The following is a 12603-nucleotide window of genomic DNA, read 5'->3' as shown; positions in this document are numbered from 1 at the left end:
TTCAGTAACCGCTACCAAACCATACGATTCCATTCATCTTTCAACGAACACTAGAAGAACTTAGTTTAAAATAACCGCTCTGCATTTTTATGTATTCATCTCACCATTCGCTAACACGAACTATTCGTTTCACTTTACCTTTTTTATCCTATCATAAAATAAAAAAAAGAAAAATAAAAAGCCCAACATAAAATTTAATTTCATGATGTATATCTTCATTTAGATTGGACATAAATAATTATAACAACATCACCTTCGATGTTGTTGCCAACCGCGGAGAAGACTTACGTTTCCCCATAAGTTCTTCCTCCGGTTTCTCCTCTCCCTTTGCCTTCTTACTAGTACATGCTAGTATAAGAAGGGCCCTGCTTTGCAGGGTTTTTTTTCGTTGTCTACTTTTCATTTAAAAAGTGAGATGGTACAGTAAAAGAAAGAGGAGGAAAAAATATGATTCAACGCTTTATAGAACTCGGAGAAGGCTACTCTGATTTATATGAATTACTTGAAATTGCCAAAGCAAATCAAGAACGTATAACACATATGTTACAATTTGAAACGATTAAAAATGAAAAAAAAGTGTGCTCACTTGTTGTAATATTAAAACCAACTACTACTGGTGATTTCCAACCATTATACATATGTCGCGAAGGCATTCCTGTACTTGAAAATAAAAAAAGTAAACGCGTTATTTTATTTGAAGAAACGGCAGAACAACTAGGAAGAAAAGTGACTACCTTTACGGTAAAACCATCCACAACTTTCCCAGAAAAAGAACTGTTTTTCAATCATTTAATTGGCATTTTACGAATGAATAATTTCATTCCTCCAATGAAATAAAGTGTTATTTCAAGTAAAAAAAATCCCCCGCTAAAATTAGCAGGGGATTTTTTCTATTAGCTATAATCGTATTCTTTTGCCCGATCAGGACGTGAATTTTCAAATTCCGTTTTTAAATACGGGCGGTACGACTGTTCTATCTTTTTCACAAAAGGAAGTTTGTTCAACTTTTGCATCATATGCTCAATTTGTTCCATATCACAATATACTACTGCGTATTTTAAGCGTTTTGATATGTAGTGTATGTTACCATATTTCCTTAAAATCTTGGCATGTTTCAATGAATGTAAATAAACAATCATACTTTGTCGTTGCCCGAACATAATCTTCTCCATCTTCTCCTTTTAAAAACATATATTTTATATTTTATGAAAACCAATCAGAAATTTATGACATTACAGGACAAACTCTGTATACGTTTTCTTCTATCTTCTAAAAAACGGGGTAATTTACCCCGTTTTACAGCCACAACCTCCGCCGGTACCACAACCGCCACCACAGCCACCAGCATCAAAAAATGGATTTCCTGTTGGAACTTTGATGGAAGAAGACACCTCAGAACCGATTGCTACACTAACTTCATCTAACAACTTTTGCAAAGCCGTTTCTACTCGTTTAAAAGCTGCAACCTTATCATGTAAGTCTACAGAACGCTTTAACTCCCTCATTTTCGTCGAAACGAAAGTATAATCAGGATGGTATTTACCGAAACGTTGCACTTCTTCATATCGTTCTTTCATCGCTGTAAATTGCTGAATTAACGTCTGAACTTCCATATCTTCATGCAATTCTTTATAACACTTACGATAGTCTTCTGCTATATCTGAACAGATAATCGCTTTTGCAAGCTGCTCTGCCTTATCTAATATCAATACGCTTTCCAGCGTCGCTACAATCATGAGAGACACCTCCGAATATTCATCATACCACATTTAGATTAGAACTACTAATTGAAGTGTCTCACTAAACAGAAAGATATTATTCTAACTATTTTCCATATAATTCCAGCACATACTTATACATTAATATGTTCCGCAATATTATATTTCAGAACATCCCATTTCCCACTATTTTCTTTCACATAACTAATACATGCATTTTTTAATGGCGTCTTAAACGAAATATCTTCCGGTGCAATTGCATGTAAAATTGCTTTTATCGCATGTGAATGCGCTACAATGATAATACGTTTGCCAGAATGAGTTTCTGCAACATCTTTTACAGCAGCAAAACAACGAGTTACAATCTCTTCATCTTGCTCCATACCTTCTACTTTACCTTCTGCAATTAACTCCCTAACAGTCGCAACTGGCTTCCCAGAAGCTTCACCAAAATTACGTTCAACAAATCGCTCATCTAATAAAATTGATTGTAATCCAGTAGCAACTGCAATTTCCTTAGCCGTTTCTTTCGCTCTAATTAACGGGCTACTTATTATTATATCCCATGCTTCTGCTTGCAAAGCTGCTGCACTTTGACTCGCTTGCTTCTTCCCCACTTCATTAAGTGGAATATCTTCACGTCCTTGAATAATCTCTTGAAAATTCCAATCAGTTTGTCCATGTCGTACTAAACAAATTTCCGTCATGCTCATGCTGCAACTCCTTTTTAAATAATCCGCTTCTATTGTATCAAAAGTTCTGCATGACGGACATAGTTTTCCCTTCCAATTATGTTGTATTTTGCTGCTTCATATATTGAAACATATCGATCATAATGGAAGCAACTGCCAATTGATTTTGGAATTTTTCAACTTTATCTGGTATCGTTTTTTTGAAATGCTGCATAGCCGCTAACTCAAAAGCCTCTTTTTCTTTAGGGTTTCGCGTTAGTTTTCTATACCAGTACGGTTGCTCCCTAATATAGCGAGATAAATCCTCATCAGCCTTTATAAACTCCATAATTTCTGCTCTCATCCGCTTTCCCCCTAATCCTTCTGAAAGAAAAATGGATTATTTTCGGAAGTACTCTCTTCTTGCCGCACGGGCTTCCCTTGAAATTGTTGAAAAACTTGTTGCACACTACCAATGGCACTCGTCACATTGGCTAAATGGTGTTGCATTTGTTCCACATCTAGCTTTTTAAAGAAAGAAAGCATTTGTCCCATCACATCTGCTGTTTTTTCCTCTTCAGTTCGATTATCTTTTTCTTTTTCTTTTTCTTTTTCTTGTTTATTTTCTTTTACCGAAGAAAAAGCAGGCGCTCCATCAGGTCTAAAAGTTGCCCATATCGGATCTTCTTCACCAAGTAAATACCATTCTTCATAAAACTGTTGCCAAGTTTTGTGACCACTTCTAACCTCATGAACCATTTTAGGGTGATGGTTTACAAACTCTTTAAACTGTTGAACCGATGGATGTAACGGTCCTTTTGTGGTTGGCATAATCCTCACCTCTTCATATCTATCTACTATATAGTAAGAAAAAAAAGGCGCATGGTTCGCCTATTTTTAGACGATTCATGCACCTTTTTATCCTGCTATTTGCATACGGTAAGATTCCCACCTACAATTCAGTGAATACGAAGTAATTAACCGGGAAGTGTCCCCTACAAAACTTTATTTTCGAATAAAGTTTTGTGTATAAAACTTATCGTATACCCCAATACCTAATCCTGTAAATTGTTCATTTAATAAATTCTTCCTATGCCCTTCACTATTTAACCAACCTTGCACCGCCGCAATTCCATCACTATGTTGCGCCGCTATGTTCTCACCAGCAAGTTGAAATCCTACTTTCCCGCGCTGCAGACGATCTCCTAACGTACCTAGTGTAGGTGAATCGTGTGAAAAGTAATTATTATCCTTCATGTCTTTACTATGACCAATAGCCACATCTGCCGTTTGTTGATCCCATGTTAACAACGGCAACTCATGACGACTTCGAATAATATTTGTTAAATCAAAAATTTGTTGCATATTTCCATTCTCTATTTGTTTCATTTTCTCTGGAGTTAATGGTTGTTCTGCTAGTAATTCACCTGAATAAACAAGCTGATACGGTCTTTGTCGTAATAACGTTTCGTCATCCATATACCGAACACCAACAAGCTCATGTGTAAAATGATCAAAATATAATTGTGCCCAGCCATCTTCTACAGGTATTAATGGTTGTTCCATCACTTCGGTATCAGACAACTCAAATTGATAACTATTCTTCCCTCTTTTTAACGAAATCTCATGAGAGAGTGGATTCTTTTTATACACATCTTCATACTTTTCATTTATATAATAAGGCGGTACTTTAACTTGCTCACCTGCAACATACGCCGTTACAACTTTACGTTCAGCAACCCCAAATTGAACATACTGTGCTAAATCTTGATTGTATACCCACCATTCATATCCGTAAGCAGATGGTTCTATTCGAGATGGTTCGCCCCATTTTGCTAATAAATTTTCAGAGTCCACACCAATCATATTTAAAACCGTATTTGAAGAGTCTTCATTTACTTGTTTTTTCTTTTTCACAATTTTATTTTCTTGCTTTGATTGAGATGGGGTTAATATATATTGTGAAACGAGTAATTTCCCGTATAAATCAACAGCTAAAATTAAAACTGTAATCATTACGATACGCAATAATTTCTTCAATCGATATACCTCCTGCACAAAACATAAAATTGAGATATACACAAATCCTTTTCTTTCCTTTTTTGTGTGTACCGTACTCTTTTCACTATATCATATTTTCGCAAAAAAAGTCTGGATTATCCCTTTTCTCTCAATATGAATTGCACTTTCTTATTATTCATACTATTATAAAAATAATAATGTAACATTAAACAAGGAGGTATTATATGCAATTTACAAATACGAAATTTAATGGGGCTGTCGTTGATTTAACACTATTAACAGAGATTATGGAGAAAAACCATTTTGTACTTGCTGGGCAATGGGATTATGAACGAGTTACATACGATTATAAATTCGAAATATTAAACGATGTTTATTATTTACGCGTACAAGGTTTAGCTGTTGAAGGTGACGTTGGTAGTAGACACGCTGAAATAAAACTACTTCCTCCCTTATTAGGTAAACATTATTATCCTCACGGCGTTGAATATGGTGATGGTGAAACTTTCCCAACGAATGTACTTCAAAAAAGCGAACAACTCCTACAAAATGTCGGAAAAGAGTTAAAAGAATTCCAAATCATTGAATAAAATAAAAACGAGTGCATCATACTTGATGCACTCGTTTTTATTTCGTCTGTAAATACGGCGGTAATTGTTGCAACTGTTCTTTATCCTTTTCACGCTCTCTACGTGCCCACCTAAAAAATACATAGCCAATAATCGTACCGTACACTATTTCCTGGACAATTTTCATAATGATGCCACCTGTTTGTTGATCTTGTACGACCGGCATCCAGTGTAAAAATTCTGGTCCAGTTATATTTAAATCAGATAAAGTTCCCGCTGGTACACAAAGTTCCATCGCCTTCATCCAAGCAGCCGGATCCGTATAGGTTGCAAATAACGGTGCCGTCGCAAAAATGATTAATGCGCAAGCTGGCGTTAATAATATACCGTTAGCAAACATATAACCAAGTTTCTTTATATCACTTAACGTTTGATATTCTGGTAATGGATTTAGCATCGGCCACCACATCATGATTGCTGTAAAGAACAATATAGCGAGACAAATAGGATGAGCAATTTGACTTTGTTTTACTGTATCAAAAACAACTGGTAAATGATAAAAAGAAAACAGGCCATTAAATACAAGCAATGCAATAAGTGGCTTAGCAAATACCTTTAATATAATTTGAACGAACTTAAAAGAAGTAATATAACGATATAACCAAACTGGTATACCAAGCAACAATAGCGGTGGAACGGCAATATACATGACTGCCATTTCAAACATATGTGCACTAAATATAATATGACCAATTAAATCAATAGGCCCTCCCTTTACAAAATACAAAAGAACAATCCCGGTCGTAAAATAAAAAACTTGCTTCTTACTTACCTTTGTCGCATGTTCAAATCGCATTCTATATGGCCCAATAATTAAAAAGTACCCGATAAGGATCGAAAGCATAAATAGTAAAAAGATTGGACTCCATAGAGCTTGAAAACCAAATATCCACAAGTTACTCATTGTCACACCTACCTTCTTAAGGTTACCCTTTCACATAACATGAAGAGGGAGCTGTGACGACACAAGCTCCCTTATTCTTCACTTTTCAAATCCACACAATTGTCATAAAAGCTAAAATTGTAATTAACCCGATTAACAGACCAGAATAAAGAAAGAAACTCGCTGCTTCATGTCCTTTATGACTCATATGCATAAAATAATACAATTGAAAAATTACTTGTACCACCGCTAATAGTAAAATAAATGGTACTGAGAAAGTCGGACTAAAAGTTTTCGGATATGCTACTGCTGCAAATGCAACTAATGTTAAAAAAATCATTAATGCAAATGTAATAACTTGATGCTTCATTTCCTCCGCACTTTTTCTCTTCCGATAAACAAGATCAACTTTAGGATTATTCGTTTGCTTTATCGCCATTGTTTATCCCACCATTCCCATCAAATATACTACAGTGAAAATAAACACCCAAACTACGTCAATAAAGTGCCAATAAATCGATGCAACATAAAACTTCGGTGCATTGTATAAATTTAGACCTCTCTTCGCATTTCTAAAGATTAATGTTAAAATCCAACATAATCCAAACAATACGTGAAGTCCATGTGTACCAACAAGAGCATAAAACGCGGAACCAAATGCACTACTTCTCATAGTATGCTTAAATTCATGCGTATAATGATAAAACTCATATATCTCAAATCCTAAAAAACCTAAACCTAACAGCACTGTTACGAGTAGCCAAAGTTGCATTTTTTTAAAGTTAAAGTTTTTCATATGATACATCGCATATACGCTCGTTAAACTACTCGTTAATAAAAGCATCGTCATAATGAAAACGAGTGGCATTTGGAACATCTCTTGAGATGTTGGTCCACCATTTGTAGAGTTCTTTAACGCCAAATATGTGCCAAATAAGGAAGCGAACAATACTGTTTCGCCTCCAAGAAATAACCAAAAACCGACAAACTTATTTTTCCCCTCAAGGGTTGCTTTTTCAGGCTCTGCTGGAAATGTTTCATTCGTTAATTTTTCATCTACATGCATTATGCCTTGCCCCCCTTATCTTCTAAATCTTCCTTATGAATATGATATCCATGATCATCGATTACTGAACGTAGGAACATTGCACCAAATGTAATGATTAAACCGATAATTGCTACTAATAACCAAAACTTATCTTTTCCACCCTGCATATACATTGCACCGAATGCCGCTATAAACAATCCTAAAGAAATGACAAATGGTGAAAATGATGGATTTGGCATATGAATATCACCAACTGGTTCCGCCGCTGTCATCTCTTTATTTCCTTCACGTTTTTCAATCCAAAACGGATCTAACCCGCGAACAAATGGCAATTGTTTAAAGTTATATTCCGGTGTAGGTGCTGGCATTGTCCATTCTAATGTACGTGCATCCCATGGATCACGACCAGCCTTTTCTTTTAATACTGTTGTTTTGATTACATTGAATAGAAGAACAATCGTTCCAAGAGCCATAAATACCGCTCCAATAGAACTAATCATATTCCCCATTTCCAACCCTTGACCTTCAAGATATGTGTAGTAACGACGAGGCATACCAATCAATCCAAGGAAATGCTGAATGAAGAACGTTAAATGGAAACCGATAAAGAATAACCAAAATGTTATCTTTCCTAACGTTTCATTCAATACTTTATTAAACATCAGCGGCCAATAATAATGAGCTCCTGCAAGTAAACCAAATACAACACCGCCGACGATTACATAATGAAAGTGCGCTACTACAAAATAGTTATCGTGAAATTGATAATCAGCTGGTGCAGATGCTAGCATAACACCTGTAACTCCCCCCATTACGAATGATGGAATGAAAGCTACTGCCCACATCATTGGTGTCGTAAAACGAATACTTCCGCCCCACATCGTAAAGAGCCAGTTGAATATTTTAATACCGGTCGGAACCGCAATCGCCATTGTTGCAACTGAGAAAATAGCATTTGCAACTGGACCAAGCCCAACAGTAAACATATGATGCGCCCATACCATAAATCCTAAGAATCCAATTAATACTGTCGCAAACACCATCGATGAATAACCAAATAATCTCTTTTTCGAAAATGTCGCGAAGATTTCTGAGAATATTCCGAAAGCTGGGAGTATAAGAATGTATACTTCTGGATGACCGAAAATCCAGAATAAATGCTCCCATATAATTGTATTCCCGCCCAATGCTGGATTAAAGAAACTTGTTCCAAATAAACGATCTAACATTAAAAGTCCTAATCCTACAGTTAACGGCGGAAAAGCGAATAATATTAGCGAAGATGTTACAAATGTCGTCCATGTAAACATCGGCATACGCATATACGTCATTCCTGGCGCACGCATATTAATAATGGTTACAAGGAAGTTAATACCTCCAATTAATGTACCAATACCGGAGATTTGCAAGCCGAGTACATAAAAATCAACACCATGGCCTTTAGAAACTAAAGCTAAAGATGCATAAGATGTCCATCCTGCATCAGGTGCTCCACCTAAAAACCAACTTAAATTTAAAAATACTCCACCAAAGAAAAATAACCAAAATCCAAGTGAATTCAAAAACGGGAACGCTACATCACGTGCACCAATTTGAAGTGGTACAGCGGCGTTCATAAATGCAAACACGAGTGGCATAGCTGCGAGGAAAATCATTGTTGTACCGTGCATCGTTAATACTTGATTATAAGCATCCCCAACAAGAAAAGCATTGTTAGGAATCGCTAATTGAAGGCGAATAAATAGAGCTTCTATTCCGCCTATTATAAAAAACAATCCACCTGCAATTAAATAGAGAATGGCAATCTTTTTATGGTCTACTGTCGTTAAATAATCCCATATGACAGCACCCATCCCCTGTTTTTTTGCTACAGAACTCACGTTTTCAACCTCCCCTTCGCGAATAATCCCTCTTTACTTTTCAACTTTTAACGTTTGTAAGTATGCATTTAATGCATCAATTTGATCATCCGTTAAGTTGCCATATTTACCAGTCATTTTATTTCCTGGTTTCATATTTTCAGGATCTTTCAGCCATTTTTTTAAGTTTTCTTCATTATTTTCGGCAATACCGGCAACCATATCGCGATCCGCAAAGTTTGCTAAATTTGGTGCGATACGAGCGGAAGGTGGTCTACTATCATTAGATCCAACTGCGTGACAACCAATACAGCTTTTATTAAATATTTCTTGGCCCTCTTGCGCCTTCGTTGAAGCTACTTCTTTCTTCCCATCAATCTTCTTCATATCAGCAAGCCACTGTTTGTACTCGCTTTCATCTAAAGCTTTCACTTTGAATTGCATTAAAGAATGTGATGGGCCGCAAAATTCTGTACAAAAACCATTATAAGTGCCCGATTTATCTGCCTTTAACCACATTTTGTTCACATTATCTGTATTTGTATCCATTTTCCCAGCTAAAGATGGAACCCAAAACGAATGTTTAATATCGGCACCCTTCAAATTCAAATACACTTTCTTACCTGTGGGGATGACTAAATCTTGAGAAGTTACTATTTTTTCTGATTTATAAGAAAATTCCCACCAATAAAGATTCGCTGTTACATCAACAACGATAGTATCTTTATCAATATTCTTTTTCTCCATCGCACTTACATCAGCAAGTTTGAATGTATATGTAACCGTCGGAACAGCTAAGATTAACAAAAGAATAATCGGAATAACTGTCCATATAATTTCTAGTTTGTGATTCCCTTCAACTTGCTCCGGAATATAATCTTCCTGACCTTTCTTTTGTCGGAAACGCACAATTACATATAAGAAAATAATAGTAACTACTAGTACTACTCCTACCATGATCGCACTTGCTAGTAAGAGCAGATCATATTGCATTTTTGCTACTTCTCCTTGCGGAATTAAAGTAGATTGAAAGGCTTTACCGCATCCCCCTAACAGTAAAGCCAGCAGTGAAACGAACGAAAGCAGTCGCCACTGTTTCTTCATACAAACAACCCCCACTTTCCTTGTGAATTAGATTGTACTTTATAGTTAAGTAAAGTAAATCTCAACGTAAAGAAATCCAATTATGTCGTTGTCTTAGAAGAATGTAACTACAATCATTGAAACAAATAAGATTGTTAAATAATTTAGGGAATAAACAAACATTTGTACGGACCATTTGATGTCATCTTGCTTACGGAAGCCATAAAATCCTAAAGCGATCCATCCGATGTTTAACAATGTTGCAATTACCATAAATGTTATCCCTAGTCCACTCATATAAAATGGTAGTGGTAATAAACATACTGTCCAAATCATAATTTGGCGTTTCGTAATTTCAAATCCATGAACTACAGGAAGCATTGGAATTCCTGCATTTCGATATTCATCAACACGTTTCATCGCTAATGCGAGGAAATGTGGGATTTGCCAAATAAACATAATTAAAAATAACATCCAAGCAATTGGATGGCCTAAAGATGGATCAATTGCTGCCCAGCCAATTAAAGGTGGAACTGCTCCAGATATACTACCTACAACAGTATTTAGTGTATACTTTCTCTTTGTCCATAACGTATATAAGACAACATATGTGAAAGCACCAATAAATCCCATTAATACTGCCATTGGTGTTGTTAATAATAAAAATACAAATCCAAGAAGTAATATAACTAGTCCAAATGTAAGTGCAAATCCCGGTTTATACTTTCCAGTAACTGTTGGACGGGTTTTTGTTCTTTCCATTAACGGGTCGATGTCTCGATCAATGTAGTTATTTAAACAACATACCCCTGCCATAATTAACCCAGAACCAACGATTGTAAAGAATAGCTTATCCAGATTGTCCATCACACTTAATCCATTAAAATGTAATGCCAACCAAAATCCTGTAAATACAGTAAGTGTATTTGAATTTACAATCCCCATTTTAACGAGCGCTGATAAATCTTGTAGCCGAGTTGTTTCCGGTACACTTGTAACAGCTGACTCATCATGCAGCTCACTTGTTGCATGGTTCATCACTTTAACCCCCTCTTAAAACTTTCATCTTTCTTTTTGCGCCTATTTCGAATGAAATATTTCGCTTCTATATAGCAATATTATTACAGTAGAAATATTGTTAATCCATTCTACTACTAATCTACGCCCATACTCCAATATATTAAATCATATTTCCCGAACATTTTGTGAAGAAAACATGAACTTTTTGTGTCGAATATAAAAACTTAATTCTTACTTGTCCTTATCATAACATGATGTTACCTTCTATAATAAACTTTTTTTGTCATATTTAACACGTATTCTCCCCATTTCTTTTCAAAATAGCCTGTTTTTCACCTAAAAATTCCCTTATATATCCTTTTTCCACACCCATTTTCTCTCTCCTGTCTGCCCCCGCCATTTCTTTGCTATTTTATTATTTTTTATATATCATAGGAACTAGCGCTTTTTATTCTATACATAATGGAATGAAAATATTTCGCAATAACTTCATAGCAGAAAGATGGTGAAATAGATTGCAACGCTTTATTAAATGGTTAGCAGTCATTACGAGTCTTGATTTATTAATAGTTTTACTAGGAGGCGCCTTAGTAACAAAAACAGGTTCTGGTCAAGGGTGCGGTAAATCATGGCCACTTTGTAACGGTGAATTTGTTCCATCTAATTTATCAATGGAAACTATTATTGAACTAAGTCACCGCCTTACATCAGGATCCGCAGGAATTCTTGTCACTCTCCTTTGTATTTTGTCCTGGAAATATTATAAACATGTGCGCGAAACAAAAACGTTAGCAATTTTATCCTTCGTATTTTTAGTTGCACAAGCATTAATGGGGGCTGCAGCAGTTGTTTGGGGACAAATGCCAGCTGTACTTGCTATCCATTTCGGTATTTCCTTAATTTCATTTGCTTCTGTTATTTTATTAACGTGTCTTATCTTTGAAATTGACCAAAAATTTGATGCACGTTCACTTATTATGGACAAAAAAATGAAATTTCATATTTATGGTGTAACAATTTACTGTTATCTCGTTGTCTACACAGGAGCTTTAGTACGTCACGAACGAGCTAGTTTAGCCTGTCCAGACTTCCCTTTATGTAGCAAAAATAGACCTATGCCAACTCAACTACATGAATGGGTTCAAATGGGACATAGAGTTGCAGCGATGTTAATTTTCGCTTGGATACTATACGCGATGATTCTCGCTATACGCCATTACAAGCAACAACCTGTCGTATACTGGGGATGGATCATTTCATTTATCCTTGTTACACTTCAAGCAATCGTAGGAATTTTAGTCGTATTTACAAATGCTAATTTAGCAATGGCATTATTACATTCACTATTCATTTCTTGCTTGTTTGCTGTACTATGCTATTTAGTTATGTTAGGTACAAGAAGCAAAGTGAATGCAAAAGAAGCTGAATCAACTTCTAAACAAACAAAATAAATTCACATTAAAATACCTTGCCGAATTGGCAAGGTATTTTTTGCAATAAATTGAAACTTTAATCAGTGGGTTTTTCTTCATCCCCCACTGATTATTAGCCCGCACCAATCAGGCTTTTATGGGCAGCCCCCCCACCTAACTTCTTTGCTTTCGCTGAATTTTGAGGTGGAGGTCTTACTGCCCGGCGAATAGCGTGCTAAAGAAAAAGAGCTGCATTTA

Annotated in this window: 15 protein-coding genes; 3 read left to right on the top strand and 12 right to left on the bottom strand. The window is 35.8% G+C overall.

Annotated elements, in window-relative coordinates; all coding sequences use genetic code 11:
- Window positions 1-447: 447 nt before the first annotated feature.
- On the top strand, window positions 448-837 hold the full coding sequence (locus tag ACTFOB_RS10975) for a DUF7147 family protein (protein WP_000616012.1): 390 nt from the start codon (window positions 448-450) through the stop codon (window positions 835-837).
- Window positions 838-893: 56 nt separating this feature from the next.
- On the opposite strand, the gene ACTFOB_RS10970 is transcribed toward ACTFOB_RS10975, so the two are convergent.
- The 6 genes from ACTFOB_RS10970 to ACTFOB_RS10945 all read right to left on the bottom strand — a co-directional run bounded on the left by ACTFOB_RS10970 (window position 894) and on the right by ACTFOB_RS10945 (window position 4429).
- The gene (locus ACTFOB_RS10970; protein ID WP_002080814.1) at window positions 894-1160 is read right to left on the bottom strand and encodes a YlbG family protein; all 267 of its coding nucleotides are present in this window, start codon (window positions 1158-1160) and stop codon (window positions 894-896) included.
- A gap of 126 nt (window positions 1161-1286) precedes the next feature.
- Entirely contained in the window at window positions 1287-1736 is a 450-nt protein-coding gene (locus ACTFOB_RS10965) for a YlbF family regulator (RefSeq protein ID WP_000634355.1), read from the bottom strand.
- Window positions 1737-1852: 116 nt separating this feature from the next.
- Complete coding sequence (locus tag ACTFOB_RS10960; RefSeq protein WP_440026071.1) at window positions 1853-2425, bottom strand: histidine phosphatase family protein; 573 nt, start codon at window positions 2423-2425, stop codon at window positions 1853-1855.
- Between the two features lie 82 nt (window positions 2426-2507).
- Entirely contained in the window at window positions 2508-2753 is a 246-nt protein-coding gene (locus tag ACTFOB_RS10955) for a YlbE-like family protein (protein WP_151632755.1), read from the bottom strand.
- Window positions 2754-2764: 11 nt separating this feature from the next.
- A complete protein-coding gene (locus ACTFOB_RS10950) occupies window positions 2765-3220 on the bottom strand; it encodes a YlbD family protein (RefSeq protein ID WP_440025920.1) in 456 nt (151 codons plus the stop codon).
- 174 nt (window positions 3221-3394) lie between these two features.
- Window positions 3395-4429, bottom strand: coding sequence for a CAP domain-containing protein (locus ACTFOB_RS10945; RefSeq protein ID WP_440025919.1), 1035 nt, complete (start codon window positions 4427-4429; stop codon window positions 3395-3397).
- A gap of 206 nt (window positions 4430-4635) precedes the next feature.
- On the opposite strand from ACTFOB_RS10945, the gene ACTFOB_RS10940 reads away from it, so the two are divergent.
- On the top strand, window positions 4636-5001 hold the full coding sequence (locus tag ACTFOB_RS10940; RefSeq protein ID WP_440025918.1) for a YugN family protein: 366 nt from the start codon (window positions 4636-4638) through the stop codon (window positions 4999-5001).
- Window positions 5002-5038: 37 nt separating this feature from the next.
- Here the strand turns inward: ACTFOB_RS10940 and ctaG are convergent, their stop codons facing one another.
- The 6 genes from ctaG to ctaB form a co-directional block, all read right to left on the bottom strand.
- Window positions 5039-5944, bottom strand: a complete 906-nt coding sequence (gene ctaG / locus ACTFOB_RS10935) for a cytochrome c oxidase assembly factor CtaG (protein ID WP_151632761.1) — start codon at window positions 5942-5944, stop codon at window positions 5039-5041.
- 85 nt (window positions 5945-6029) lie between these two features.
- Complete coding sequence (gene ctaF, locus ACTFOB_RS10930; RefSeq protein ID WP_000985699.1) at window positions 6030-6362, bottom strand: cytochrome c oxidase subunit IVB; 333 nt, start codon at window positions 6360-6362, stop codon at window positions 6030-6032.
- Window positions 6363-6365: 3 nt separating this feature from the next.
- Window positions 6366-6989 (bottom strand): cytochrome c oxidase subunit III, encoded by a 624-nt coding sequence (gene ctaE / locus ACTFOB_RS10925; protein ID WP_000557861.1) that lies wholly within the window; start codon window positions 6987-6989, stop codon window positions 6366-6368.
- Window positions 6989-8824, bottom strand: coding sequence for a cytochrome c oxidase subunit I (ctaD, locus tag ACTFOB_RS10920; protein WP_440026069.1), 1836 nt, complete (start codon window positions 8822-8824; stop codon window positions 6989-6991). Before ctaD ends, ctaE begins: the two co-directional genes overlap by 1 nt.
- Window positions 8825-8884: 60 nt before the next feature.
- Entirely contained in the window at window positions 8885-9934 is a 1050-nt protein-coding gene (gene coxB / locus ACTFOB_RS10915) for a cytochrome c oxidase subunit II (protein WP_098758205.1), read from the bottom strand.
- A 93-nt stretch (window positions 9935-10027) separates the two neighbouring features.
- Window positions 10028-10951 carry a protoheme IX farnesyltransferase gene (ctaB, locus tag ACTFOB_RS10910; RefSeq protein ID WP_440025917.1) on the bottom strand — a complete coding sequence of 308 codons (924 nt, stop codon included), beginning with the start codon at window positions 10949-10951 and terminating at the stop codon, window positions 10028-10030.
- A gap of 497 nt (window positions 10952-11448) precedes the next feature.
- Between ctaB and ctaA the strand changes: the two genes are divergently transcribed.
- Window positions 11449-12384: a heme A synthase gene (ctaA, locus tag ACTFOB_RS10905; RefSeq protein WP_440025916.1), complete on the top strand. Its 936-nt coding sequence runs from the start codon at window positions 11449-11451 to the stop codon at window positions 12382-12384.
- Window positions 12385-12603 lie beyond the last annotated feature (219 nt).

Source organism: Bacillus cereus group sp. MYBK79-1 (genome assembly GCF_051915365.1).
Lineage (GTDB): Bacteria > Bacillota > Bacilli > Bacillales > Bacillaceae_G > Bacillus_A.
This window is presented reverse-complemented; position numbering and strand designations above follow the sequence as displayed.

Excerpts from the sequence above, each read along its gene's own strand:
- ctaE (WP_000557861.1), bottom strand. The coding sequence starts at position 6,989 with ATGCATGTAGATGAAAAATTAACGAATGAAACATTTCCAGCAGAGCCT.
- ACTFOB_RS10955 (WP_151632755.1), bottom strand. The coding sequence starts at position 2,753 with ATGAGAGCAGAAATTATGGAGTTTATAAAGGCTGATGAGGATTTATCT.
- ctaG (WP_151632761.1), bottom strand. The coding sequence starts at position 5,944 with ATGAGTAACTTGTGGATATTTGGTTTTCAAGCTCTATGGAGTCCAATC.
- ACTFOB_RS10950 (WP_440025920.1), bottom strand. The coding sequence starts at position 3,220 with ATGCCAACCACAAAAGGACCGTTACATCCATCGGTTCAACAGTTTAAA.
- ACTFOB_RS10960 (WP_440026071.1), bottom strand. The coding sequence starts at position 2,425 with ATGACGGAAATTTGTTTAGTACGACATGGACAAACTGATTGGAATTTT.
- ACTFOB_RS10965 (WP_000634355.1), bottom strand. The coding sequence starts at position 1,736 with ATGATTGTAGCGACGCTGGAAAGCGTATTGATATTAGATAAGGCAGAG.
- ACTFOB_RS10940 (WP_440025918.1), top strand. The coding sequence starts at position 4,636 with ATGCAATTTACAAATACGAAATTTAATGGGGCTGTCGTTGATTTAACA.
- ctaB (WP_440025917.1), bottom strand. The coding sequence starts at position 10,951 with ATGAACCATGCAACAAGTGAGCTGCATGATGAGTCAGCTGTTACAAGT.
- ctaD (WP_440026069.1), bottom strand. The coding sequence starts at position 8,824 with ATGGGTGCTGTCATATGGGATTATTTAACGACAGTAGACCATAAAAAG.
- ctaF (WP_000985699.1), bottom strand. The coding sequence starts at position 6,362 with ATGGCGATAAAGCAAACGAATAATCCTAAAGTTGATCTTGTTTATCGG.
- coxB (WP_098758205.1), bottom strand. The coding sequence starts at position 9,934 with ATGAAGAAACAGTGGCGACTGCTTTCGTTCGTTTCACTGCTGGCTTTA.
- ACTFOB_RS10975 (WP_000616012.1), top strand. The coding sequence starts at position 448 with ATGATTCAACGCTTTATAGAACTCGGAGAAGGCTACTCTGATTTATAT.
- ACTFOB_RS10970 (WP_002080814.1), bottom strand. The coding sequence starts at position 1,160 with ATGTTCGGGCAACGACAAAGTATGATTGTTTATTTACATTCATTGAAA.